Origin of the sequence: Nonomuraea sp. NPDC001636 (assembly GCF_040298265.1) — a bacterium.
Taxonomy (GTDB): Bacteria; Actinomycetota; Actinomycetes; order Streptosporangiales; family Streptosporangiaceae; genus Nonomuraea.
This window is the reverse complement of sequence record NZ_JBEOZT010000002.1, coordinates 447,815-470,419: the sequence shown is the minus strand read 5'-3', so window position 1 is coordinate 470,419 and position 22,605 is coordinate 447,815. Positions and strand designations below refer to the sequence as shown.

Here is a 22,605-nt window from a genome sequence, read left to right as displayed (position 1 = left end):
TGCCGTACGTCCCGGGCGGCATCGACGTCTCCGGATGGGAGCTCATCATCGCAGCCCGGCCGCCTTCCCCGCCCCTGTCGGCTCCGGGGGCGGGGGCGTGGCTCGTCAGGAGCTGTGGTCGCCGTCCTTCAGGTGGCCGGGCAGGCCGGTGTTCGGGACGTCGAGCTGCTGGGCGTACCGGTCGTTCAGCTCCGACCAGCCGAAGCCGACCGCCGCCGCACCCCGGATCGGCGGGATCGGCCGCCCTTCGAGCAGCCTGTCGGCCACGTCGAGGCAGATGTGCCATCCGGCCGCCACCTTCGGCAGCAGGTCGCGGTCCAGAACGGTGTGCCGCAGCGTCAGACGCGTGCCGCCGCCGGTCGCCGCCAGCTCCCAGCGCAGCAGGTCGGTGCCGAACGTGTACTCCAGCAGCGTCTGCGGCTGGACCCGGACGACCTCGGCCACCAGGTCCTGAGGCTGCTCGTCGTCGATCATGGTGAGGGTCGCGCCACCGGCCTCGGAGAGATCACGGTCGGCGGTGTACGGCGCCCACGCCGCGAGCTGTCCCGGCTCGGTCAGCGCCCGCCACACCTTCTCCGGCGGATGCCGCAGGTCGCGGACGAAGACGAGGGTCCAGCGACCTTCCGTCACCTCGCTGCCGACCTGGGCCGGCGGGCTCGGGCGGTACGCGTCTGGGGTCATGGCTGCTCCAGGTTGTCGAGATGGCGCTCAAGGGCGTCGAGATGCGTGTCCCACAGGGCCCGGTACGGCTGAAGCCAGTCGTCCAGTGCCTGGAAGGGGGCGGCGTGCAGGCGGTAGATCCGCCGCTGCGCCTCGGTGCGGCAGGTGACGAACCCGGCCTCCCTGAGCACCTTCAGCTGCTTGGACACCGCGGGCTGGCTGACGTCGAGCGCCTCGACCAGCTCGTTCACACTGCTCTCGGCCGTTCGGAGCCGATCGAGGATCCGACGCCGGGTCGGCTCGGAGAGCACGGAGAACGCGTCGACGGACATGCCTTCATATTCCCTGTCGGTTATATACCTGTCAAGGAATACACGCCGCGTCTCTTTCCGGCGGGACCTCCGGCGAGCCGCGGAACTCGTCGCGGCTCGCCTCGTCGGATGTCTCGCCCGAGAACGGTCGTTCGCCGGCGTCCGGTTCGGCGAGGGCGGGGCTGTTCGGGGGTGGTCCTGCCTTGGCGGTTGCGGGGGCCGGGGATTCCGGTCGGGCATGTGGTTTTTTCGTGTCCGTCCGAGGGCTCGCTAATGTTACCTCTTCGTGATGTGCGGCGCTGGCGAACGATTTGTCCCGAGAGGGGGCCTGTAGAGGGAATTGGTTGCCCGACTTTTCGTTTTTATCGGGAAAATTGGGGCAGCGCTGTCCGATCATTCTTGTGGTTACGATTCCTTCGTCCAGTCGTTCTGCGGAGCGGAGGGGAAGAAGGGCGCCATCGATTCCCACGATTTGGCCGAACTCGAAAAGCGCCGAAACGACCCCGACTTCGCCGTGGCGTTCGCCGCCGTGATGCCGCCGCGCCAGCTCAAGAGCCTTCTGGCCGGTCTGCGCCGCGCGCATGCCATCCAGTCCACCAGCCTCGACAGACTGGCCAGGGCGCTGAGCACGCTTCTCGGCACCGCTTCGCGCGCACCCGGCGCGGCGAGGATCTCGACCCCTTACGTCCACCGTCTGCTCGAAAACCTCGACGACCCGGAAACCGGTTTCGCACTCGGGCAATTGTTGCGATACGGCTGTTTCGCCGACGTGTTCCTGCGCGATCTCGCCTTCAAGGTCTACGACTACGAACGCAGCCAGCCTCCCGCGTCCCCGTACTGGCGAAACCTCTGCCCGGACTCACGGCCGATGTGCGCCATTCCCCTGGACGAACGTGACCCCATGGCGGCCGTCATGGCCGCCTTGTCCAACCACCCCAGGGCCGCCCGCGAATTCCTGACGGACGAACGGCGGGACCCGCTGGAATATCTCCTCTACGAGCGCTTCTGGCCCGGAAACACCGAGACGTACCTCGATCAGGCGATCGACATAGCGGGCCTCTAGCAACCCCGGACCGTACGTCCGACCCGACGGCCGCAGGTGACGTGCGTTCCCGACGAGGCGGCGGTCGAGGAGCTGGCGGCTGCACGACTGCACCCACCGCTCCGTAGTCGAGCTCGTCCGCGGCATCCGGACACCGGTGAGCACCGTCGTGATGCCGGCCCCCGCGGGGAGCCCGTCGCCAGGTTTCGATCGGGTCACCCAGCTTGCGGTTTGGTGAGCGGGTGGCGCGCCGTCGGCACCAGCTTCGACAGGCTGGCCAATGCGCGCAGCGTGCGTCCCCGGGTGGCCTTCCATTCGATGACGCGGTGACGCCCTCCGCCTCGGGGTCGGCGATCGCGCCGAGTTCGCCTCGCCGATCCTGCGACCGGGCCCCCTCATCCCGCGCGCCGCCCGGCGGACGTCCTCGCGAACCTGAACTCAGTCGACGATCGCGCCGCTGGTCAGGTTGGCGATCGTCCCGGTCATGGCCCCCGCTCGGTCCGACGCCAGGAACGCGGCCGTCTCCGCGATCTCGGAGAGCGTCGGCAGCCTCTTGAGCAGCGTCCCCTGCGCCATCGCCCCGCCGTCGAGCATCTCCTCGACCGACTGTCCGGCCGCTGCCGCCGCCTGCTCGAAGAGCTCCTTGGTGTAGGAACCGGCGGCCGGCGCGTCGACGACAGCGTGAGGACGGATGCCGATCACCCGGACATTGCTCGGTGCCAGCTCCGCGGCCAGAACCCGGGAGAACGCCTCCTTGCCGGCCGCGCTCACGGCGTGCCCCAAGATGCCGCCAACAGCCAGCTTGGCGCCCGGCTCCGACAGCGTCAGGATCACACCGGGACGCTCGCCCCCCATGTGCCGGGCCACGGCCTTGCTGGTGATGAACAGCGTCCGCAAGAACCCGTCGATCGGCCGCATGAACTCCTCCAGCGACAGCTCCGCCAGCAGCGTCCCCTGGTCATGCTGGACACTCACGGCGTTCACGGCGATGTCGATGCCGCCGGCCGTCGCCGCGACCGCGTCGGCGTGCTTGTCGACCGCCTCCTGGTCGAGCACGTCGACCCGCGCCGTCTCGACCTTTCCGCCCGCGGCGGCGATGTCACGCGCCACGGCGTCGAGCTTCGCCTGCGTCCGCCCGGCGATGAAGACCCGCGCGCCTTCCCTGGCGAAAACCCGCGCGATGGCGCCGCCGATGGCGCCGCCGCCTCCGTAGAGCACAGCGTTCTTGTCCTTGAGCAGCAATCCGCTCATCTGGTGACCTCCACATGATCTTTGTTCCGGACGGGCAGGCGGGCTCGCTGGTCACGCCGTGGTCGGGGCCATGGAGTCGGCGGCCATTCGCAAGCGCACTTGCGTGATGCAAGCGAACCCTAGAGGGGTAGTCTTGCATCACGCAAGTGCTCCTCTGGGAGGTGGGGTCGCCATGCTCGGCAAGACCTACGACACGCAGGTGTGCTCGGCCGCCAGGGCGCTGGAGGTCGTCGGCGAGCGATGGAGCCTGCTGATCGTGCGTGACGTGCTGTTCGCCGGAGCGACCCGGTTCGCCGACTTCCAGCGCCTGGGCATCGCGACCAACATCCTGGCCAAACGCCTGGACAGCCTGGTCGACGCGGGCGTACTCGAACGGCGATCGAGCAAGGAGCAGCCCGACCGGGGCCGCTATGCCGCGACCGCGAAGGGGCTCGACCTGGCACCCGTGATCATCGCGCTGACGCAGTGGGGTGATCGATGGGCGGCACCCGACGGTCCGCCCATCCTGTATCGGCACACCGGGTGCGGCGGGGCCGTCACCGAGCAGACCACCTGCGGCACCTGCGGCGAGGTCACCGACCTCGGGCAGATCCACGTCGTCCACGGTCCCGGCTTCCCCGAGGCCCTCATGGCCTCCCGGAAGAACCGCCAGGATCTCGCCGACCCGCGGTGACACCCCGCTGCGGGAGATGAGGGCTCAGCATGAACGATCACCCACTCGTTGACGCCGACCTGCTGGACAGGATGGACAGGAACCTGGCGGAACACGCCTGTCACCTGCACCGGAGCATGACCGGCGCGACCGTCACGGAGACCGATGACCTCCTGGTGGCCGACAGCGGCCTGGACGACGACACCTTCAACATCGTCGCCGCGGCCCGCTTCACCGTCGCCGACGCCACGGCCCGCATCAGCGAGACCGCTCGGACGTCGGCTCGCACCGGCCGCCGTTTCTCCTGGTGGGTGGGGCCCGCCTCGACACCGCCGGACCTCGGTGCCCGCCTGGCGGCGGCCGGTCTGTCGGCGTCCGAACGCGAGACGGCGATGTGGGCCGAGCTGGACGACGCCCTGGCGCCGCCCGCCGTCCGAGGGCTGGACATCCAGAGGGTCACCACGCCCGGACAGCTCGCCGACTACGCCACGGTTCTCGCCGCGAACTGGGATCCGCCCGCCGGCACCGTCCGCCGCTTCTTCGCCCGGGCCGCCCCGCAGGCGCTGGCCGCGCACTGCCCGGCCCGGTATCTGGTCGGCTACGTGGACAGCCGTCCGGTCTGTTCCGCCGAGGTGTTCCATCACGCGGGGGTCGCCGGCATCTACAACATCTCCACCCTGGCCGCCCACCGCAGGCGGGGCTACGGCGGCGCCATCACGCTCGCGGCACTCCGTACGGCCCGCGACCGAGATCATCGCATCGCGGTCCTGCAGGCGTCGGCCGACGGCGAGCCCGTCTACCGCCGCCTGGGCTTCCACCCCTGCGGCCACTACACCGAACACCCCGTCAACCCCTGAATCCGGGACGCTGAGGCCACAGCACGGTGCCTTGCAGCCATCCGGAAGTTCGGAACCCTGTACAAACAGGATTATGGAGAGCGAACGAGATCACACCCGCCTGACCGCCTTTCGCGTCCCCCGCCGCATGTGGGGCGTGTACGACGCCGTGACAAGGCGGCTCGGCACCAACCGCTCAGCACGTCTGCTCGACCACATCCGCGCCGACATCCGACAGCACGGCACCCCCGAGGAGGTCGCCGAACTCGACGCCGCCGAGAGGGAACTGTCGGAGCGCCGGGCCCGCAAAGGGGGCAGGCCCCCGAGGGCCAGCTGAACCTGCGGGCAGCACGAGAGCCGCCACGGGCTCCAGCATGAGAGGCGCGCGGAGGTCGTCATGATGGCCTTCGCAGCACTCGGCGAGCCGGGCCGCCCGGGCCGTCGGCCCGGCTCGAACCGCCGGTCTGGTGCATCTCTCAGCGGCACGTGGTGAGGCCGAGGTCGAGGTCCAGGTAGACGAGCCTGTTGGTGTCGGACCGGGACCGCGACTTGGCGAAGATGTATCACCGCCGGGACAGGCCGACGGCGGGGGTCAGGGGCGGAGGCCGGTGAAGAGGTCTTCCTCGTGGTCGGGGGCGTTGACCTTGTTCAGCTTCCGTTCGAAGGCCTCGTGGGAGAACGCCTGGTGCTGGGCCTCGTCGGGCATGCGGAGGAGGAAGATGTTCTCGCCCTGGCTCTCGTGGGCCTTGAGGGCCTTGAGCTTGCGCTCGACGTAGGGCGTGACGTCGACGACGGCGTTCACCCGCTCGTCGGGGGTGCCGAAGTCGTCGGACGGCTCGAAGCCGCCCAGGTCGACGCCGCTGTCGCGCATCAGCTCGAACATGCGCTTGATCGCCGCCCGGGGGATCGCCGTGTAGTAGAACTTGTCGGGGATGCCGGTCGCCTCGACGGCGGCCACCGTGATGCGGTGGGCCTGCACGTGGTCGGGGTGGCCGTAACCGCCGCCGCCGGTCTCGTCGTAGGTGATGACCACCTGCGGGCGGTAGCGCTCCATCAGCTCGCCCAGCCTGGCGGCGGCCACCTCGACCGGCACGTTGGCGAACGCGTCGGGGTGGTGGTTGGTGTCCCAGCCGTCCATGCCGGAGTCGCGGTAGCCGAGCAGCTCCAGGTGGTCGATGCCCAGGTGGGCGACGGACTCGCGCAGCTCGGCCAGCCGCCGCTCGGCCACCCTGGCGGCGTCGTGCCCCTCCTCGCCCGGTTTGACGCCGCCCGTGTCGTCACCCTGCTCGCCGTTGGTGCAGGTGACCAGCACGGTGCGGATGCCCTCGTCGGTGTAGCGGGCGAGGACGCCGCCGGTGCTCAGGCACTCGTCGTCGGGGTGGGCGTGGACGACCATCAAGGTGAGTTCCCGATCCATGCAGGGAACCCTACTCGGCGCGTGCGACACTTCCGCCCGCGCGTCCGCGGCGACCGACAAGGAGGGGCGGGTCAGGCGTCGGCGATCAGCGTCGCGGCCTTCCGGCGGGCGACGGCGGCGGCCGCGCGGTCGCCCAGCCCCTCGGCCACCGCCGCCTGCTTGAGCCAGTTGAACGGGCTGCACGGCCGCACGCCGATCCGCTCGCTCACCAGCGCCCGCGCCAGCTCGTGCCGCCCGCCCCGCAGCGCCGCCTCCAGCAGCGTCTTCTGCACGGCGTCCCGCTGGGCGTGGCTGCCGCCGAACTCGCCGACCCGGTGCCTGATCGGGTGCAGCAGGTCGACCGCCGCCGCGAAGTCGCCCCGCCCGTACGCCACCAGGGCCCGGCACACCGGCAACCCCACCCGCAGCGTCATCGCGACGTTGGTGACCCCCGGACGGCCCTCCAGCGTGTACGCCTCCCGCGAGGCGATCAGCTTGTCCGCCTCCCCGATCCGCCCGGCCCCGACGTACGACATGACCGCGTGCACGTCGTTGAAGGCGTAGAACGGCTCGGCCATCAGCGGCGGCCACGCCTCGGCCAGGGCCTGCCAGCGTTCGTGCTGGTCGGAGCCCTCCAGCAGGAGCCGCCAGAGCAGTGCCGCGGCGTCCAGCAGCTCCATGGACGTGCGCCCGCCGGCCAGCGCCGCGTCGTGCACCTCCAGCGCCCGCCGCGTGTCGCCGCTCTCCAGGGCGTAGAGGGCGTAGTGCCACCAGGTGTGGACGTTGAAGAACGTGCCGGTGGACCAGTCGTCCAGGCGGGCGTCGAGGTAGCGCACGCCCTCGCCGAAGCGGCCCTGCATCTCGTAGGTGTGCACGACCGCGTGGATGCCCCACACGTCGCGCGGGTTGAGCTCGACGGCGCGCAGGCCGACCTGCTCCGAGCGGTCGTAGTGGCCGGCCTCCTCCAGGCCGAAGGCGTACATGCCGAGCAGGTGGCCGAAGTGCCGGTCGTCCTCGTGCCAGGCGGTGAGCGCGCCGCCGATCCGGTCGCGCAGCGAGCGGGCGTCGCCGGTGAAGAAGTCGAGCTGGTGCCCGGCGGCCAGGGCCAGCGCGTCGCGCGGGTGGGCGACGGTGATCTCGGCGAGCAGCGCGCCGCAGGCGGTCAGGTCGCCGTCGAGCAGAGCCTGGACGGCCGCCACGTGCGCGCGCTCGCGCGGCAGCAGCGACGCCTCGTCGGCCCGGCGGCGGAAGGACGCGAACCGGGCCCGCGCGGCACGGGCGTCGGCCGCCTCGGTGGTCAGCAGGTCGAGGTAGGCGGCCAGCACGTTGCCCATCGGGAAGCCGGGGGAGTCGGCCAGCGCGGCGGCCGCCTCGGCGCCGACCTCGGCCCGGAAGTGCAGCAGTTCGTCGATCGCCTGGTCGTAGTGGCGGGCGGCGGCGGCGCTCGCGCCGGACATGGCCAGGCCGTGCTGGTCGGTGGTCACCCGGTCACTGTAACCCGCGCGACCGTCGGCGGCTCAGGGCAACGGCACGCCGGCCGCGGCACTCATTAGCGTCCGTACGACCATCCAACAACCCTTGTCGGGATATGTCGCCAGCCGTAATGTTTGTGGCCGAACAAGGTGAAGGAGAGCCATGCGCCTGGCAGACGTCGACCTCGCCGACCCCGGCCGGTTCACCGACGGAGTGACCCCCTGGCGCATGTTCGACGTGCTGCGCGAGCAGTCGCCCGTCCACTGGCAGGACGAGCACGGGCACGGCAGCGGCTTCTGGGCGGTCACCAGGCACGCCGACATCGTGGCCGTCGGCCGCGACCCGGAGACGTTCACCTCCGAGGGCTTCACCAACCTGGAGGAGGTGGACGAGCGGCAGGCCGCGATCCGCCGTTCCCTGCTGGAGACCGACGGCCCCCGCCACCACGCGCTGCGGCGGCTGCTGCTGCGCGACTTCTCGGCCAGGGCGGTGGCCGGCTACGAGGTGTTCCTGCGCGGCCTGACCGCCACGACCCTGGACGCCGCCCTGCCCAAGGGCGAGTTCGACTTCGTCAAGGAGGTCGCCGCCGACTTCCCGATCAACGTGCTGGCCCGCATGCTCGACGTGCCCGACACCCAGCGGCTCATCGACTGGGGCAACCAGATCATCGAGAACACCGACCCGGAGCGGCTGCGCGACAGCGAGGAGTTCAAGGACCTGCCCTTCCGCAGCCCGGCCTCCCTGGAGGTCTTCGAGTACGGCCGCGAGCTGGCCGCCCGCCGCCGCGGCGGCCACGGCACGGACCTGGTCAGCAGGCTCGTCAACCAGGAGCCCGTGGACGGCCTGCCGCTGTCGGAGCGCGACTTCGACAACTACTTCCTGCTGCTGGTCGTGGCCGGGAACGAGACGACCAGGCACGCCGTCTCGCACGCCATGCTCGCCCTCATGGAGCACCCCGACCAGCTCGACCGGCTGCGCGCCGACCCGGCGCTGATGCCCCGGGCCGTGGACGAGTTCCTGCGCTGGGCCTCGCCCGTCTACCACTTCCGCCGCACCGCCACCCGCGACGTCACCCTGCACGGCCGCCGCGTCGCCGCCGGCGACAAGGTCGTCATGTGGTACGCCTCGGGCAACAGGGACGAACGCGTCTTCCCTGCCCCGTACCGGTTCGACGTGGGCAGGGACGCCGACGAGCACCTGACGTTCGGCAGGGGCGGCCCGCACTACTGCCTCGGCGGCGCGCTGGCCAGGCTGGAGATCCGGGTGCTGTTCGAGGAGCTGCTGCCGCGCCTGTCGTCGATCGAGCTCGCCGGCGAGGTGCGCAGGATCCGCTCGAACTTCGTCAACGGCATCAAGGAGCTGCCGGTCAGATGCTCTCCAGGTGCTCCATGACGCGCCTGAGCGAGCCGGCCAGCTCGCGCCGCTGATCGCTGTCGAGCTCCTTGACCACGAACGCCTCCTGCCGGTTGAACTCCGGGAACAGCTCGCGCATCAGCCGCTCGCCGGTCGCGGTGAGCGCCAGCATGACCCGGCGGCCGTCCGTGGGATGCGGGAAGCGCCGCAGGTGACGGTAGGACTCCAGGGTCTTGACCACGCCCGTGAGCGTGCCCTTGGAGATGCCCGCCTCGGCGGCGACGTGGCGGGTCTCGCTCTCGCCCCAGATCCACACCACCCACATCACCACGAACCCCGTCCAGGTCAGGCCGGTGTCGCGCAGGACGGTCTGCTCCAGGTGGTTGCGGATGGCCGAGGAGGCGCGGTAGACGTTCGACACCGCCCACATGGCCTCGAAGTCGATGTTGAGGTCGCCCAGCCGCTGGCCGATGGCCTCCTCGGTCTGGCGCAGCGTGTGGTGTCCCGTCATGGCACGAAAGTATATTCGGTACCTAACAATCTTCACGTGCGCCGCTCACGAACGGGACCAAACGACCCGACCGCCGAACACCGTGAGGTCCACCGGCGCGGCCACGACGTCGTCGTCCGCCGTCGCCGCGCTGACGCACAGGTCGGCGACCTTGCCCGGGGTGAGCGTGCCCTTCCAGCCTTCGGCGAAGTCCTGCCGCGCTCCGGCGATCGTATAGGTGGCCAGGGCCTCGGCGAGCGAGATCCCCTCGCCGTCGCGGGCGACCAGCGCCGCCACGCCCGCCCGCCAGTCCGGCGCGGTCACCGGCGCGTCGGAGCTGCACGCGGTCAGCACGCCCGCGTCGATCGCCGAGCGGGCCGGCCACTCCTGCTCGGCCGCCCGCGCGCCGAACAGCTCGCGCGTGGTGCCCGACTCGACGCGCTGCAGCACCGGCTGGAGGTTGATCCCGTAGCCCAGCTCGCCGAGCGTGGCCAGCGCCTGCTTCGAGGCGAACTGGCCGTGGATCACGTAGTGGCGGGGGTCGGCCCTCGGGTGCTCGCGGGAGATCGCGGCCAGCGCGTCCACGACGGCGTCCACGCCCCGGCTGCCCACCACGTGCACGCCCGCCTGCAGGCCGGCCACGTGCACCAGGCGCAGGATCTCGTCCAGCTCGGCGACCCGCTCGGCGTCCGTGCCGCCGTGCGTGCACAGCGAGCCGTGCCCGCCCGACGGGTACGCCTCCCGCATCCAGGCCGTCTCCGACGGCGGGATCCCGTCGGCGAACACCTTCACGCCCAGCAGCCGGACCAGCCGCTCGTCCACGCCGTCCAGGTCGTCCGGCAGGCGGTCGAGGTAGGCGGCGGTGTCGGCGACCGAGGCGCCCGACATCGGGCTCGGCAGGCCCAGCACGCTCACCCGCGCGGTCAGCTCGCCGGCCCGCGCCAGCTCCGCGTACGCGCCCAGCACCCCCGGCCCCATGCCGCCCGCGAACGCCTCCCCGCCGCCCGGCCCGAGGCCCGGCTCGGTGAAGCTGGTGATCCCGGCCCGGTTCAGCTCGGCCACCACCTCGCGCAGCACCCGGGTCATCCCGCCGGGCGGCGGCGGCACCAGGCGCTGGACGAGGCCCTGGTCCCCGTGGTGCAGCAGGCCGTCGCCGTCGTCGGGCAGCCCGGCCAGCCGCAGCGCGGCGGAGTTCGCCCACGTCGTGTGGCCGGAGAAGTCCTGGAGGAGGACGGGATGGTGGGGGGCGACGTCGTCCAGGTCCGTCCTCGACGGCGACCGGCCCTCGGCCAGCCGGCCGGGGTTCCAGCCGATCCCGCGCACCCACTCGCCGGGGCCGGCGGCGCGTACCGCGGCGGCGACCCGCTCCCGCACCTCGGCGATCGACCCCACCGCCACGTCCACGCAGAACGGCGGGCGGGTCAGGCCGTAGCCGCAGGCGTGCAGGTGGGAGTCGTTGATCCCGGGCAGCAGGACGCGGCCCCGCAGGTCCACCACCTCGGCCGCGCTCCAGCCGGCGGCGTCGCCGACGTGCGCGATCACGCCGTCGCGCACCGCCACGCCGGTCGCGTACGGCCGCGCCGGGTCCATGGTGAGCACCCGCCCGTTGACCAGCAAAAGATCCGCGTTCGTCATGAATCATCTCCCAAATAGGCGCGCCTGAGCGCGGCATCCGACTCGCGCAGCGGCGCCGGGTCGCCGCCGTAGGTGATCGCGCCGTGGGCCAGCACGTACGCGCTGTCGGCCAGGGCCAGGGCCGCGTGCGCGAACTGCTCGACCAGCAGCACCGCGCAGCCCTCGTCGGCCAGCCGCCGGATCACCGGCAGCAGCCGGCGCACGACGGCCGGGGCCAGGCCGAGCGACATCTCGTCGAGCAGCAGCGCCGCGGGACCGGTCCCGATGGCCCTGGCCAGGACCAGCATCTGCTGCTCGCCGCCGGACAGCAGCCCGGCCCGCACGTCGAGCCGCCGCTCCAGCTCGGGGAACAGCTCCAGCGCGCGCCGGGGGTCGCCGGCCAGGGCCAGGTTCTCGCGCGTGGTGAGCGTGGCAAACACGGCCCGGCCCTGCTCCACGTGCGCCAGGCCGTGCCGGGCCCGGTGGGTGCGCGGGCGGCCGGTCAGCGTGGTCCCGCCGAGGACGATCTCGCCCCCGGCGGCGGGCAGCACGCCCGAGACCGCTTCGAGCAGCGTGGTCTTGCCCGCGCCGTTCGGGCCGAGCAGCACGGTGACCTGCCCGCGCGCGGCGGTCAGCGTCACGTCCCTGACCACCGGCTGGCCGCCCCTGGCCACGGTCACGTCCCGCAGCACGAGGTCCATGGGGTCGCCTCCCGTCCGCCCGCTCACGCGGCGGGCTCCTGGCCCAGGTAGGCCCGCAGGACGCCGGGCTCGGCGAACACCTCGGCGGGCGGGCCCTGGGCGATGACGCGGCCGAAGTCCAGCACGGTCACGCCCGTGCACGCCGCCCTGACCAGGTCCAGGTCGTGCTCGATGAGCAGGACGGCGGCGCCGTACCGGGCGGGCACCCGCCGCAGCCAGGCGCCCAGCCGTTCGCTCTCGGCGTGCCCTAGGCCGGCGGCGGGCTCGTCCAGCACCGCGACCGCGGGACGGGCCAGCAGCGTCCCGGCCACCTCCAGCAGCCGCCTGCTGCCCACGTCGAGCGCGGCGATCGGGTCGCCGGGGGCCGCCGCCACCAGCCCGGCCAGGACCTCCGCCAGCTCGGCGTCGCTGAGGGCGCGGCGCGCGGCGAAGCGCAGGTACTCGCGCACCGACAGGCCCACCGGCACCCGGTCCTGCTGGAACGTGCGGCGCAACCCGGCCCTGGCGCGCCGGTGGACCGCCGTGCCGCCCCGGGCCCCCGCGACGGCCACGCCGCCGACCTCGACCAGGCCGCCTCCGGCGGGCACGAACCCGCTGATCGCGTCGACCAGGGACGACTTGCCCGCGCCGTTCGGGCCGACCAGCCCGTGCACCTCGCCGGCGAGCACGGTGAGGCCGACGCCGTCCACGGCCACGACCTGGCCGTACCGCACGCTGACGCCCTCGATCCGCAACGCCGGCGGCCGGCCGTCCGGACCGGGCGTGGGCAGCTCCGGCCCGGCCGCCGCGACGGGCACGTCCGGCCCGGCGCCGGACCCGCGCGAGCGGCGGGCACGGTGGGCACGGCGGGAGCGCAGGGCGGCGCGCAGGCCGTCGCTCATGCCCGAGCCCTGAGTCATCGCCTGCACCGCGCCCACCGCGAAGACGACGTTCGCCCACTGCTGCGGCACGCCGAACCGCCGCAGCAGCTCGCTCACCAGCACGCCCAGCGCCCCGCCGACGAGCGCGCCCTCGGCGTGGTGGGCGCCCGCCATCACGGCCACCGCGTAGGCGACCAGCGACTGCCCCGGGTCGAAGTTGCGCGAGACCACCATGGCGAGCTGCCCGGCCAGCAGCGCCCCCGACACGCCCGCGATGAAGGCGCTCACCGCGAAGGCGCTCAGCTTGGCCCCCGGCACGCTGGTCCCGGCCGCCGCGGTGGCCCGCTCGGACTCCTTGAGCGCCCGCCAGGACGCCCCGAGCCGGGTCCGCCGCACCACCGCCAGCGCCACCGCCACCAGCGCGAAGACGCCGCAGCAGAACAGGAAGAACTGGCGGTCAGAGGTCAGCCCCGCCGGACGGCCCACCACCACGCCCTGGCTCACGCCGGGGAAGGAGCCCGCGGCCATCACGACGTCCACGGTCGCGGCGAAGCCCAGCGTGACGATCGCCAGGTGCACGCCGCGCAGCCGCAGCGCCGGCAGGCCGATGAGCAGCCCGAACGGCACGGCGGCCAGGCCCGCGAGAGGCAGCCAGACGTACAGGCCGCCGGGTACGCCCCAGACGTTGAGCTGGGCGGTGGTCCAGGCGCCGATGGCGGCGAAGGCCATCTGGCACAGCGACACCATCCCGGCCTGCCCGGCCACCACGCCGAGGCTCTGCAGCAGTACCCCGGAGATGACCGCCGACATCGCCAGGAACACCCAGTACGCCGGCAGCCCGGCGGCCAGCCCGTAGGCTCCCGCCGCCGTCAGGACGCCCGCGGCCGCCCACCGCGGCACCGGCCGGTCAGCGGGACGCATCCCACACCTCCCGCCGCCGGCTCCACACCAGGATCAGCAGGATGGCCGCGAACGGCACCACGTCCCGGTACTGCTGGACCACCGCCGATCCCGCGAGCACCCCTTCGAGCAGCCCGAGCGCCAGGCCGCCGGCCAGCGCCCCGGCCAGCCGCCGCAGCCCGCCGAGCAGCGCCGCCGCGCAGGCGGGCACGATGAGCATGCTCAGCGACAGGATGTCGCTCGACCGCACGGGTGCCACCACCAGCAGCACCAGCGACGACAGCGCGCCGGCCAGGGCCCATACGGTCACGGTGAGCGCCCGGGTGCCGATGCCCAGCAGCTCCGTGGTCACCGGCCGCTCGGCCATGGCGCGCAGGCGCAGGCCCAGCGGCGTGCGGGTGAGCAGCAGCCAGGTGCCCGCGCCGATCACCACGGCCAGGGCGAGCAGCACGACCGCGCCCTGCGTCACCACCACCCCGGCCAGCGTGGCGACGCGGCCCGCGGCCGGGTTCGGCAGCACCCGCGGCTCGTCGCCGAAGGCGATGTAGGCCAGCGCGATGATCCCGATGAGCTGCGCGATCGACACCGCGGTACGGGTCTGCGGCCCGCTCTCGGCGAACCAGCGCGTCATCACGAACCCGCACCCGGCCGACACCAGCGCCCCCGCCGCCACCCCGGCCAGGGCCGCCGCCCAGTACGGCCACCCCGTCCCGGTGAGCGCGGCCATCACGTACACCCCGGCCACGCCGGTCGCCGCGACGGCCAGGTTCACCGTCGCGGTCAGCCGGTACATGGCGGTGAGCAGGAGGCCGAGGGCGGCGAACGTGCCGCCCGCGGCCAGCCCCGAGACCAGGCCCTGGAGCATCAGCCGAGCGTCCCCGGGTAGCGCACCCACTCGCGGGTGACCACGTGCCACGCGCCGCCCCTGAGCTGGACGATCTTGCCGGCCCGGTTGGAGAAGTGCCTGGCGGCCTGCCCGAACTCGTACGGGGTGCCGGTCATCGGGGTCTGGACGGGCTTGAGCGCCTGGAAGGCCGCCGTCACCGACTCCCGGGTGATCGGCCCCTTGATCGTCTTCAGCGTGTCCACGAAGTACGTGGCCGCCAGGTAGCCGCCCTGGCCGAAGGAGGTCAGCGGCACGTTCTTGGCGGTCATGAGCGTGCGCCAGTCCCGCAGCGCGGGCGAGTCGGCCTCGGTGAACGGCTCGAACTCGGCGTTGGCGTACATGCCGTCCCCGTCGGCGCCCAGGGCCTTGGCGACGGCCTCGGTGTAGGGGGCGGTGGTCATCAGCCAGTCGATCCCGCTGAGGCCCTGCTGCTTGACGACCTTCATCCAGGAGATCGCCATCGGCTCGGTGCCGTTGTACAGGACCGCCTGGCAGCCCTCCCGCCGGGCCCGCAGCACGAACGGCGTCGGGTCGGAGTCCGGCTTGACCGTGCGGTCGTCCAGGGTGAGCTTCTTGCCGGTGAGCGCGGTCCAGCTCTTCACGGCCCCGCCGTAGGCGTCGTTGGTGTTGCCGAGGATGGCCAGGAACAGGCAGACCTTGTCCCGTTTGAGCACCTCGGAGGCGTAGTAGAGGTTGATCGCCATGTTGAGGTACGGGCCGGTGTTCACCGGGGAGATCGCCGGGGACTCGAAGCAGGTCGGGTCGACGCCGGTGCCCTGGACGGAGACGATCCGCGACTGCTGGTAGAAGGGGGCGTTCACGGCGCAGTCGAGCAGGCTGGCCGAGCCGACCAGCGCCACCACGCCCTGGTTGGTGACGACGTCCCGGGCGGCCTGGGCGGCGGCGGCCGGGTCGCCCTTGTCGTCGGCGCCGACGTACTCGATCTTGTGGCCGTTGACGCCGCCCTGCTCGTTGACCCGGTCGAAGACGGCCTTGGCGGCGGCCGAGGAGTCGGGGAAGGTGACCGCGCCGCTCAGCGAGCTGACGCCGCCCACCTTGATGACGTCGCCGGCGGCGCCGGACGAGGCGGCCGGCGGGTCGTCGGACAGGCCGCACCCGGCGGCCAGAAGCAGGACGGCGAGCGGGACGGCGAGTGCCCTCATGGGGATCATGGGCGACCTCTCTGCGGATTTTGGAGGGATCGTAAGGTGCCAAACGATTGGGTTCAAGAGCTAGCTAGATGAAGATCGTTCGGGTATGAATGCAAGATGATGCAACCGCGCATGCAACTCGTGCTGTCCGAGAACTGGACGATGACCTCGGCCCGCGACCTGCCGGTGCTGGTCCGGTGGGCGCGTGAGGCCGAGGACGCCGGGTTCGACTCGGTCATGATCAGCGAACACGTCGTGCTCGGCCCCGACGCCGGCGCCCGGGGCCGCATGGCCAACCCCCGTGAGTACGCGCTGCCCGGCAACCAGGACCCGTTCACGCCGTGGCCGTACTCGCTGGGCCTGCTGGCGGCCGTCGCCTCGGTCACCACCCGGCTGCGCCTGGCCGCCGCCGCGGTGCTCGCCCCGCTGCGCCACCCGCTGGCGCTGGCCCGCGAGCTCGGCACGCTCGACCTGCTGTCGCAGGGCCGGCTCGTCGTGCTGCCCACCGTGAGCTGGAGCCGCGACGAGTACGCCGCGCTCGGCGTGCCCTTCGAGCGGCGCGGCGAGCTCCTCGACGAGCACCTGGAGATCTGGGAGCTGCTCTGGCGGGACTCGCCGGTCACCTACCACGGCCGGCACTACCGGTTCGACGAGGTGTACTTCGAGCCGAAGGCGTACCGGGAGCGCGGGCCCGCGCTGTGGTTCGGCGGCGCGCGGATGAGCGGCCACCTGCTGCGCCGGATGACCCGCTGGGGCAGCGGGTTCAACCCGCTCGGCTATCCGCCCGCCGAGGACATGAAAGCCCTGGCCGACGGCATGAAGGCGGCCGGTCGGGACATCGGCGAGCTGGAGCTGGCCGGCGGCACACGGGCCGTCTTCCCCGACGCCGTCTCCTGCGCGCCGCTCGGCCCCGCCCTGGAGCACATCCCGGCCCGGATGGCCGAGGGGTACACCACGTTCTGCATCAAGCCGTCGCAGTTCATCGACGACCCGGACGGCGTGGGCGCGTTCTGCCGCGAGGTCATGCGCCGCGTGGGCGAGCTGACCGGCTGAGGACGTCGCGCGACCGGCCCTCATCCGGCCGCGCGACGGGATCATGGGACGAGCGCCTCCCGGACCAGGGCCGTGTCGGTGAACTGCTCGAACCGGGTGGCCACGCCGTCCTCAAGATGCCAGACGTGGGTGAAGCGCACCTTCATCGACTTGCCGGTGGCGCGGTAGGTGCCGCTGTAGTGGCCGATCACGACGACCACGTCGCCGCCGTCCACGAACTCCTCCGGCTCGGCCTGGTAGCCCTCCCACTCGCTGCCCAGCTTGGCGAAGACCTCCGACAGCACCTGCCGGGGCCCCACGTACGTGCCCGCGTACGGGAAGCCGGCCATCTCCGTCCACCGGGCCTGCGGGCCCAGCAGGGACACGATGCCGTTCACGTCGCCGGCCGCCGAGGCCGCGTAGGAGGCGCGTACGGCGTCGAGATTGTCGCTCATCTGTGTTTCTCCTCAGACCGGTTCCTCACCGGCCGGATAGGTGACCTGACCCAGCGGCTCGATGTGCGCGCCGCCGGGGGAGTGGTGGATCTCGCCCTCGCCCGACAGGCCGAAGAAGGTGCCGACCGTGCGCAGGGCCGTCCAGTCGTAGAGCCAGGTGGCCGCGACCGGGATGCGGAACTCGCGGAAGGCGAACACGTACAGGCCGTCGGCGATCTTCCAGGCGGCGGACAGATCGACGTCGCCGTGGCCGCGCTGCGCGCCGGCCAGGCACTGCCAGGCGTAGCGCTCGGAGCTGAGGTAGACGTGCTCGTAGAGGTGCTCGGGACTGTAGCGGTACAGGGCCCGCCGGCCGATCAGCTCGCGGGTCGGCGCGGGCGGCTCGCCGGTGACCTCCCGGCCCTCGATCACGCCGGGCGTGAACGTCTGCGACACCCGCGGCTGCCCCGGGACCGGCTCGGGCGCGATGACCGAGACCACGCGCAGCGCCCGGCCCGTGCTGGTGTGCAGGACGGTGACCGTGTACTCGCGGGGCCGCTCGGTGTGCGCGCGGCCGACGTAGAACAGGTCCTCGCGCATGGCCACGGCCTCGTACGGCTCGGCGGGGCCGCCGTCGGCGCGCAGCTTGTACCGACCGGCGAAGGCCAGGGACGTCTTGCTGCCGTCGTCGAAGGTGAGGTCCACCTCGGTGCCCGCGAGCGCGTACGTGGCCGGAAGGCGGTTCGTGGCGATCCCGGGCGCGAAATCGTCCATGTTCTTCCAACCGGCAGGGCGATCGGTCATGGCCGCTCCTTCCTCCACGAATTCGTCTATGAAATCATATAGCTTCCCGTTGCAAAGGAGTAGGCGATGAGGCTCAAGGGAAAGGTCGCGCTGATCACCGGGGCCGGCACCGGCATCGGCGCGGCGACCGCCCGCAGGTTCGCCGCCGAGGGCGCCTCGGTCATGCTGACCGGCCGCCGTCCCGGGCCGCTGGCCGAGGTGGCCGCGGACCTCGGCGACGCGGCGGCCGTGGCCTGCGCGGACATGTCCGACACCGGCCAGGCGCGGGCGGCGGTCGAGGCGTGCCTGGGCCGCTTCGGCGGGCTCGACGTGGTGGTGGCCAACGCGGGCGGCCACGGGGGCGGGCCGGTCGGCGAGACCGACGACGCGTCCTGGCGGCTCAGCCTCGACGCCAACCTCAACACCTGCTTCGTGACCTGCCGGGAGGCGCTGCCGGCGCTGGTGCGGTCGAAGGGGGCGATCGTGGTCGTGTCGTCGATCGCGGGCCTGGCCGCCGGCCCGGCCGTATCCGGATATGTCACGACGAAACACGCGCTCATCGGCCTGACCCGCTCGATCGCCCGCGACTACGGGCCCCAGGGCGTCCGGGCCAACTGCCTGTGCCCCGGCTGGGTGCGCACGCCGATGGCCGACGAGGAGATGGACGTGCTGGTCGGCCGGGACGGCATCACCCGCGACGCGGCGTACGAGCTGGTCACCAAGGACGTGCCGCTGCGCCGCCCGGCCACCGCCGACGAGATCGCCGCGATCTGCCTGTTCCTCGCCTCGCCGGACAGCGCCGTCATGACCGGCAGCGTGGTCGTGGCCGACGGCGGCGCCACCGCCGTCGACCTGCCCACCCTCGCCTTCGACTGAGCGCCGACGCCTAGGACCCCGTTTCCCGGGCAAAGGGGAGTTCTTCCGCAAACCCCCAGGAGGAACGGTGAGCACCGCACAGAGCGCGGGCCGCGACGCCATGGACGCGGGCCGCGAGGCCAAGAACGCGGCCCGCAGAGCAGCGGACAGCCCGGCGATGACCACGCTGGCCCGCATCGGGCTGGCCTGCCGCGGCGTGCTGTACGCGCTGATCGGAGTGCTGGCGTTGCAGATCGCCTTCGGCGACGGCTCGCGCCAGGCCGACAAGTCGGGAGCCATCACCACCATCGCCGGACTGCCCTTCGGCCAGGTGCTGCTGTGGATCATGACGGTCGGCTTCGCCGGGCTGGCGTTGTGGCAGGCGTCGGAGGCGCTGTTCAGCCACCGCAAGGCGAGTGACCGCGCGCAGTCGGCCTTCCGCACCGGCGTGTACGTCCTGATCTGCGTGACTTTGCTGAGCGTGCTGCTGGCCGGGCAGGCCAAGTCCGACGACAAGCAGTCGCAGAACCTGACGAGCAAGCTGCTCGACCTGCCCGGCGGCCAGGTCATCGTCGGCCTGATCGGGCTCGGCATCGTCGCACTCGGCATCTACTGGATCCACGAGGGCGTCACCAAGAAGTTCGAGCGCGAGCTCGACCTCGGCCGCATGTCGCCCAAGGCCCGCAAGGTGATGGAACGGCTCGGCCAGGCCGGCTACATCGCCCGCGGCGTGATCACCGGCGGCGCCGGCGTCTTCGTCGGCTACGCGGCGGTCGCCTTCGACCCCGACAAGGCGGGCGGCATCGACGCCACCCTGCGGCGCTTCGCCGACACGCCGGTGGGGCCGTGGCTGCTCGCGGTGGTGGCGCTCGGGCTGCTGCTGTTCGCGGGCTACTGCTTCGGCGAGTCCCGCTGGCGCCGTACCTGAGGCCGTCCCGGCGGCGCACCGGCGGCGGGTCCCCGGCACGGGGGCCCGCCGTTTCGTGTGCGCGGCCCGATCAGGAGGGCCCGCCGTTTCGTGTGCGCGCCGCGGTCAGGAGGGGCGCCCGGCGACCACCGCGCGGCCCATCGCCGGGTCGTCGCAGAACGCGCCGTCGATGCCCAGCTCGACGAGCCTGCTCAGCCAGCCGGCCACGTCGCCGGTGGCTCGCGGGTAGACCGGGCCGGCCGGGTTCCCCCTGCGATAGTCGGCGGGCAGCTGGGAGTTCTCGTTGCGGATCGTCCACACGTGCACCTCCAGCCGCCTGCGGTGGGCGTCCTGGACCAGCGTGGTCGGGGGCAGCGTCGCGCCCGCGCCGTCCACCGGGACCACCCGGCGGGTGTCCACGCCGATCCCGGCGGCGTACCGGGCCACCTCGCGCAGCCCGTCGGGGGTCACCATGTCGTCGTAGGTGCGGGTGCTGCCGGCGGCGACCCAGTCGTAGGGCGCGCCGCCCGCGGTGATGAGCTGGATGAGCGGCAGCCGGGTCCGTCCGCGCAGCTCGCGCAGGTTCGCCGTCTCGAAGGACTGGATGTACGCCTTGCGCACGTGGTGCCGGTTCAGCACCTCCAGCAGCGGCTCCTCCAGCGACAGGCCGATCGAGTCGAAGTACGTCGGGTGCTTGGTCTCGGGATAGACGCCCACGCCGTGCCGCTGCGCCAGCTGGACGACCTCCTCGAAGGTGGGGATCTCGGCCAGCCCGTCGAAGGCGGTGTTGCCCGGCCGCAGGTCGGGCACGCGTTCCCGGGCCCGCAGCGTCTTCAGCTCGGCCAGCGTGAAGTCCTCGGTGAACCAGCCGGTGACCGGCCGGCCGTCCACGGCCTTGGTGGTGCGCCGATCGGCGAACTCGGGGTGGGCGGCCACGTCGGTCGTGCCGGAGATCTCGTTCTCGTGCCGGGCGACCAGCACGTGGTCCTTGGTGGAGACGAGGTCGGGCTCGATGTAGTCGGCGCCCATGGCGATGGCCGCCTCGTAGGACAGCAGCGTGTGCTCGGGCCGGTGGGCGCTGGCGCCCCGGTGACCGATCACGACGGGTGCCTGGCCGCGGCGCTCGGCCGTGGCGGATGGCGTCTGGGTCAGCACGACTGCGACCGTACCGCCGGCCAGGACGGCGGCCAGCACGCTCGCGAACAACCTGCGCGTCGTCATGCGGGCACGGTAGACCGCCGAGGTGGCCCGGACGTTACGCCCGGGCGCACAGTGAAGGACGTGGCGGGACGGGTTCAGCCGAGGCCGAAGCGGGGGATCGGCAGGTCCTCGGTGGCGACGTGCACGATGTGCGCCTCGGTGTAGACGTCGATGCTGTACCGGCCGCCCTCCCTGCCCAGGCCGCTGGCCTTCACGCCGCCGAAGGGCGTGCGCAGGTCGCGGATGTTCTGGGAGTTGATCCAGAGCATGCCGGCCTCGACGGACTGGGCCAGGCGGTGGGCGCGGCGCAGGTCGCTGGTCCACACGTAGGCGGCCAGGCCGTACCGGGTGGCGTTGGCCAGCTCCAGGGCCTCCTTCTCGGTGGCGAAGGGGGTGACGCAGACGACCGGGCCGAAGATCTCCTCCTGGAAGATGCGCATCGCGGGCGTCACGTCGGCGAAGACCGTGGCGGCCAGGAAGTTGCCCTCGGGCAGGCCGTCCGGGCGGCCGCCGCCGGCCACCAGGCGGGCCCCCTCCTCGACGCCGGCCCGTACGTAGGACATGACCCGCTCGTAGTGCTCGGGGTGGATGAGCGCGCCCAGCTCGGTCGCCAGGTCGTGCGGCGGCCCGACGCGTACCCGCGCGGCGCGCTCGGCGAGCCGGGCCACGAACTCCTCGTAGACGGTGTCCTGGACGAGCACCCGCGAGCTGGCCGTGCAGCGCTCGCCGTTGAGCGAGAAGACGCCGAACACGGCCGCGTCGAGCGCCCGTTCCAGGTCGGCGTCGTCGAAGACGAGCAGCGGGGACTTGCCGCCCAGCTCCATCGACAACGTCTTGAGGCCGGTGGCGGCGTCGCGCATGATCGTCTGGCCCGTGGCGGTCTCGCCGGTGAAGGAGATCACCGGCACGTCGGGGTGGGCCACCAGCGCCGCCCCGGCCCGCTCGCCGATGCCGTGGACGAGGTTGAACACGCCGGTCGGCAGCCCGCCCTCCTCCATGATCTCCGGCAGCAGGCTGGCCGAGAGCGGCGACCACTCGGCCGGCTTGAGCACCACCGGGCAGCCGGCCGCCAGGGCGGGCGCGAGCTTCCAGGTCTCCAGCATGAACGGCGTGTTCCACGGCGTGATCAGCCCGGCCACGCCGACCGGCTTGCGCACGACGTAGTTGAGCTGGGCCGAGCCGACGCGGTAGACGTCCTCGCCCAGGCTGCTGATGACGTCGGCGAAGAAGCGGAAGTTGTGCGCCGCCCGCCGGGCCTGGCCCCTGGCCTGGGTGATGGGCAGCCCGGTGTCGCCGCACTCCAGCTCGGCGATGCGCTCGTCGCGCGCCTCGATGGCCGCCGCGATGCCGCGCAGCACCGCCGCCCGCTCCTCGCCCGGCAGCCGCGGCCACGGCCCGTCGGTGAACGCCCTGAGCGCGGCGCGCACGGCCAGGTCGACGTCCTCGGCGTCCCCGGAGGCGACGGTCAGCGCGGGGCGGTTGGTCGCGGGTTCCAGCGAGGTGAACGTCTGGCCGGACACGCTGGGCACGTGGGCCCCGCCGATGTAGTGCTCCAGGTTCAACGGGCGATCTCCTTGCACTGGGACGGCGGCCCCCCGGCCACGGGTGCGATCGATCCCCTGTCGGGCGTGCGGCCGGACCGCCGTCTCATGGCACTCCTCCTCCGCCCCGCCACGATGACTTCCCAGGTGGAAGGCCCAGCGGAAGGCCCCTCGCAACCCCGTCAAATCGTATAGGACATCGTCGATGATACATGGGGAACCTATGGACAGAAATATCTGATGTCGTACATGATTTGTCCATCGGGGCAGGACGCAC

The 22,605-nt window shown here is 72.5% G+C and carries 23 protein-coding genes; 8 read left to right on the top strand and 15 right to left on the bottom strand.

Annotated elements, in window-relative coordinates; all coding sequences use genetic code 11:
* Positions 1-105: 105 nt before the first annotated feature.
* Positions 106-681 (bottom strand): SRPBCC family protein, encoded by a 576-nt coding sequence (locus ABT158_RS05895; RefSeq protein WP_352351337.1) that lies wholly within the window; start codon positions 679-681, stop codon positions 106-108.
* Positions 678-992: an ArsR/SmtB family transcription factor gene (locus tag ABT158_RS05890; RefSeq protein ID WP_352351335.1), complete on the bottom strand. Its 315-nt coding sequence runs from the start codon at positions 990-992 to the stop codon at positions 678-680. Before ABT158_RS05890 ends, ABT158_RS05895 begins: the two co-directional genes overlap by 4 nt.
* A 451-nt stretch (positions 993-1,443) precedes the next feature.
* Between ABT158_RS05890 and ABT158_RS05885 the strand changes: the two genes are divergently transcribed.
* Complete coding sequence (locus tag ABT158_RS05885; protein ID WP_352351333.1) at positions 1,444-2,034, top strand: hypothetical protein; 591 nt, start codon at positions 1,444-1,446, stop codon at positions 2,032-2,034.
* A 417-nt stretch (positions 2,035-2,451) separates the two neighbouring features.
* Here ABT158_RS05885 and ABT158_RS05880 read toward each other — a convergent pair whose 3' ends face one another.
* Positions 2,452-3,255: an SDR family NAD(P)-dependent oxidoreductase gene (locus ABT158_RS05880; RefSeq protein ID WP_352351331.1), complete on the bottom strand. Its 804-nt coding sequence runs from the start codon at positions 3,253-3,255 to the stop codon at positions 2,452-2,454.
* Positions 3,256-3,436: 181 nt separating this feature from the next.
* Here ABT158_RS05880 and ABT158_RS05875 point away from each other — a divergent pair, with 181 nt between their 5' ends.
* The 3 genes from ABT158_RS05875 to ABT158_RS05865 all read left to right on the top strand — a co-directional run bounded on the left by ABT158_RS05875 (position 3,437) and on the right by ABT158_RS05865 (position 5,089).
* Positions 3,437-3,937, top strand: coding sequence for a winged helix-turn-helix transcriptional regulator (locus ABT158_RS05875; protein ID WP_352351329.1), 501 nt, complete (start codon positions 3,437-3,439; stop codon positions 3,935-3,937).
* 29 nt (positions 3,938-3,966) lie between these two features.
* Entirely contained in the window at positions 3,967-4,773 is an 807-nt protein-coding gene (locus ABT158_RS05870; protein ID WP_352351327.1) for a GNAT family N-acetyltransferase, read from the top strand.
* Between the two features lie 73 nt (positions 4,774-4,846).
* A complete protein-coding gene (locus tag ABT158_RS05865; RefSeq protein WP_352351325.1) occupies positions 4,847-5,089 on the top strand; it encodes a hypothetical protein in 243 nt (80 codons plus the stop codon).
* Between the two features lie 255 nt (positions 5,090-5,344).
* Here ABT158_RS05865 and ABT158_RS05860 read toward each other — a convergent pair whose 3' ends face one another.
* Positions 5,345-6,169 carry a PIG-L family deacetylase gene (locus ABT158_RS05860; protein WP_352351323.1) on the bottom strand — a complete coding sequence of 275 codons (825 nt, stop codon included), beginning with the start codon at positions 6,167-6,169 and terminating at the stop codon, positions 5,345-5,347.
* 71 nt (positions 6,170-6,240) lie between these two features.
* Positions 6,241-7,632: a tetratricopeptide repeat protein gene (locus ABT158_RS05855; RefSeq protein WP_352351321.1), complete on the bottom strand. Its 1,392-nt coding sequence runs from the start codon at positions 7,630-7,632 to the stop codon at positions 6,241-6,243.
* A 151-nt stretch (positions 7,633-7,783) separates the two neighbouring features.
* On the opposite strand from ABT158_RS05855, the gene ABT158_RS05850 reads away from it, so the two are divergent.
* Positions 7,784-9,013, top strand: coding sequence for a cytochrome P450 (locus ABT158_RS05850; RefSeq protein ID WP_352351319.1), 1,230 nt, complete (start codon positions 7,784-7,786; stop codon positions 9,011-9,013).
* Here ABT158_RS05850 and ABT158_RS05845 read toward each other — a convergent pair.
* The 6 genes from ABT158_RS05845 to ABT158_RS05820 are packed head-to-tail and all read right to left on the bottom strand — an operon-like array spanning position 8,988 to position 15,597.
* A complete protein-coding gene (locus tag ABT158_RS05845) occupies positions 8,988-9,485 on the bottom strand; it encodes a MarR family winged helix-turn-helix transcriptional regulator (RefSeq protein ID WP_352327198.1) in 498 nt (165 codons plus the stop codon). The two genes, ABT158_RS05850 and ABT158_RS05845, sit on opposite strands and share 26 nt — an antisense overlap.
* A 45-nt stretch (positions 9,486-9,530) precedes the next feature.
* On the bottom strand, positions 9,531-11,099 hold the full coding sequence (locus ABT158_RS05840; RefSeq protein WP_352351317.1) for an amidohydrolase: 1,569 nt from the start codon (positions 11,097-11,099) through the stop codon (positions 9,531-9,533).
* Positions 11,096-11,806 (bottom strand): ABC transporter ATP-binding protein, encoded by a 711-nt coding sequence (locus ABT158_RS05835; protein WP_352351315.1) that lies wholly within the window; start codon positions 11,804-11,806, stop codon positions 11,096-11,098. The genes ABT158_RS05840 and ABT158_RS05835 overlap by 4 nt, the downstream gene beginning before the upstream one ends.
* Positions 11,803-13,560, bottom strand: a complete 1,758-nt coding sequence (locus ABT158_RS05830) for a branched-chain amino acid ABC transporter ATP-binding protein/permease (protein WP_352351313.1) — start codon at positions 13,558-13,560, stop codon at positions 11,803-11,805. Before ABT158_RS05830 ends, ABT158_RS05835 begins: the two co-directional genes overlap by 4 nt.
* A complete protein-coding gene (locus ABT158_RS05825) occupies positions 13,547-14,404 on the bottom strand; it encodes an ABC transporter permease subunit (protein WP_352351311.1) in 858 nt (285 codons plus the stop codon). The genes ABT158_RS05830 and ABT158_RS05825 overlap by 14 nt, the downstream gene beginning before the upstream one ends.
* Positions 14,404-15,597 carry an ABC transporter substrate-binding protein gene (locus ABT158_RS05820; protein WP_352351309.1) on the bottom strand — a complete coding sequence of 398 codons (1,194 nt, stop codon included), beginning with the start codon at positions 15,595-15,597 and terminating at the stop codon, positions 14,404-14,406. The genes ABT158_RS05825 and ABT158_RS05820 overlap by 1 nt, the downstream gene beginning before the upstream one ends.
* A 111-nt stretch (positions 15,598-15,708) precedes the next feature.
* On the opposite strand from ABT158_RS05820, the gene ABT158_RS05815 reads away from it, so the two are divergent.
* Positions 15,709-16,629 (top strand): TIGR03619 family F420-dependent LLM class oxidoreductase, encoded by a 921-nt coding sequence (locus ABT158_RS05815; protein WP_352351307.1) that lies wholly within the window; start codon positions 15,709-15,711, stop codon positions 16,627-16,629.
* A 41-nt stretch (positions 16,630-16,670) separates the two neighbouring features.
* Here the strand turns inward: ABT158_RS05815 and ABT158_RS05810 are convergent, their stop codons facing one another.
* Positions 16,671-17,063: a nuclear transport factor 2 family protein gene (locus ABT158_RS05810; RefSeq protein ID WP_352351305.1), complete on the bottom strand. Its 393-nt coding sequence runs from the start codon at positions 17,061-17,063 to the stop codon at positions 16,671-16,673.
* 12 nt (positions 17,064-17,075) lie between these two features.
* Positions 17,076-17,846, bottom strand: coding sequence for a MoaF C-terminal domain-containing protein (locus ABT158_RS05805; protein WP_352351303.1), 771 nt, complete (start codon positions 17,844-17,846; stop codon positions 17,076-17,078).
* Between the two features lie 66 nt (positions 17,847-17,912).
* Here ABT158_RS05805 and ABT158_RS05800 point away from each other — a divergent pair, with 66 nt between their 5' ends.
* Positions 17,913-18,701 (top strand): SDR family NAD(P)-dependent oxidoreductase, encoded by a 789-nt coding sequence (locus ABT158_RS05800; RefSeq protein WP_352351301.1) that lies wholly within the window; start codon positions 17,913-17,915, stop codon positions 18,699-18,701.
* Positions 18,702-18,768: 67 nt separating this feature from the next.
* Positions 18,769-19,608 (top strand): DUF1206 domain-containing protein, encoded by an 840-nt coding sequence (locus tag ABT158_RS05795; protein WP_352351299.1) that lies wholly within the window; start codon positions 18,769-18,771, stop codon positions 19,606-19,608.
* Positions 19,609-19,713: 105 nt separating this feature from the next.
* Here ABT158_RS05795 and ABT158_RS05790 read toward each other — a convergent pair whose 3' ends face one another.
* On the bottom strand, positions 19,714-20,808 hold the full coding sequence (locus ABT158_RS05790) for a glycerophosphodiester phosphodiesterase (protein ID WP_352351297.1): 1,095 nt from the start codon (positions 20,806-20,808) through the stop codon (positions 19,714-19,716).
* 74 nt (positions 20,809-20,882) lie between these two features.
* The gene (gene hpaE / locus ABT158_RS05785) at positions 20,883-22,349 is read right to left on the bottom strand and encodes a 5-carboxymethyl-2-hydroxymuconate semialdehyde dehydrogenase (RefSeq protein WP_352351295.1); all 1,467 of its coding nucleotides are present in this window, start codon (positions 22,347-22,349) and stop codon (positions 20,883-20,885) included.
* Positions 22,350-22,605 lie beyond the last annotated feature (256 nt).

Excerpts from the sequence above, each read along its gene's own strand:
- ABT158_RS05865 (WP_352351325.1), top strand. The coding sequence starts at position 4,847 with ATGGAGAGCGAACGAGATCACACCCGCCTGACCGCCTTTCGCGTCCCC.
- ABT158_RS05895 (WP_352351337.1), bottom strand. The coding sequence starts at position 681 with ATGACCCCAGACGCGTACCGCCCGAGCCCGCCGGCCCAGGTCGGCAGC.
- ABT158_RS05850 (WP_352351319.1), top strand. The coding sequence starts at position 7,784 with ATGCGCCTGGCAGACGTCGACCTCGCCGACCCCGGCCGGTTCACCGAC.
- ABT158_RS05790 (WP_352351297.1), bottom strand. The coding sequence starts at position 20,808 with ATGACGACGCGCAGGTTGTTCGCGAGCGTGCTGGCCGCCGTCCTGGCC.
- ABT158_RS05845 (WP_352327198.1), bottom strand. The coding sequence starts at position 9,485 with ATGACGGGACACCACACGCTGCGCCAGACCGAGGAGGCCATCGGCCAG.
- ABT158_RS05820 (WP_352351309.1), bottom strand. The coding sequence starts at position 15,597 with ATGATCCCCATGAGGGCACTCGCCGTCCCGCTCGCCGTCCTGCTTCTG.
- ABT158_RS05825 (WP_352351311.1), bottom strand. The coding sequence starts at position 14,404 with ATGCTCCAGGGCCTGGTCTCGGGGCTGGCCGCGGGCGGCACGTTCGCC.
- ABT158_RS05870 (WP_352351327.1), top strand. The coding sequence starts at position 3,967 with ATGAACGATCACCCACTCGTTGACGCCGACCTGCTGGACAGGATGGAC.
- ABT158_RS05840 (WP_352351317.1), bottom strand. The coding sequence starts at position 11,099 with ATGACGAACGCGGATCTTTTGCTGGTCAACGGGCGGGTGCTCACCATG.
- ABT158_RS05800 (WP_352351301.1), top strand. The coding sequence starts at position 17,913 with ATGAGGCTCAAGGGAAAGGTCGCGCTGATCACCGGGGCCGGCACCGGC.
- ABT158_RS05890 (WP_352351335.1), bottom strand. The coding sequence starts at position 992 with ATGTCCGTCGACGCGTTCTCCGTGCTCTCCGAGCCGACCCGGCGTCGG.
- ABT158_RS05860 (WP_352351323.1), bottom strand. The coding sequence starts at position 6,169 with ATGGATCGGGAACTCACCTTGATGGTCGTCCACGCCCACCCCGACGAC.
- ABT158_RS05830 (WP_352351313.1), bottom strand. The coding sequence starts at position 13,560 with ATGCGTCCCGCTGACCGGCCGGTGCCGCGGTGGGCGGCCGCGGGCGTC.
- ABT158_RS05875 (WP_352351329.1), top strand. The coding sequence starts at position 3,437 with ATGCTCGGCAAGACCTACGACACGCAGGTGTGCTCGGCCGCCAGGGCG.
- ABT158_RS05805 (WP_352351303.1), bottom strand. The coding sequence starts at position 17,846 with ATGACCGATCGCCCTGCCGGTTGGAAGAACATGGACGATTTCGCGCCC.
- ABT158_RS05815 (WP_352351307.1), top strand. The coding sequence starts at position 15,709 with ATGCAACTCGTGCTGTCCGAGAACTGGACGATGACCTCGGCCCGCGAC.
- ABT158_RS05810 (WP_352351305.1), bottom strand. The coding sequence starts at position 17,063 with ATGAGCGACAATCTCGACGCCGTACGCGCCTCCTACGCGGCCTCGGCG.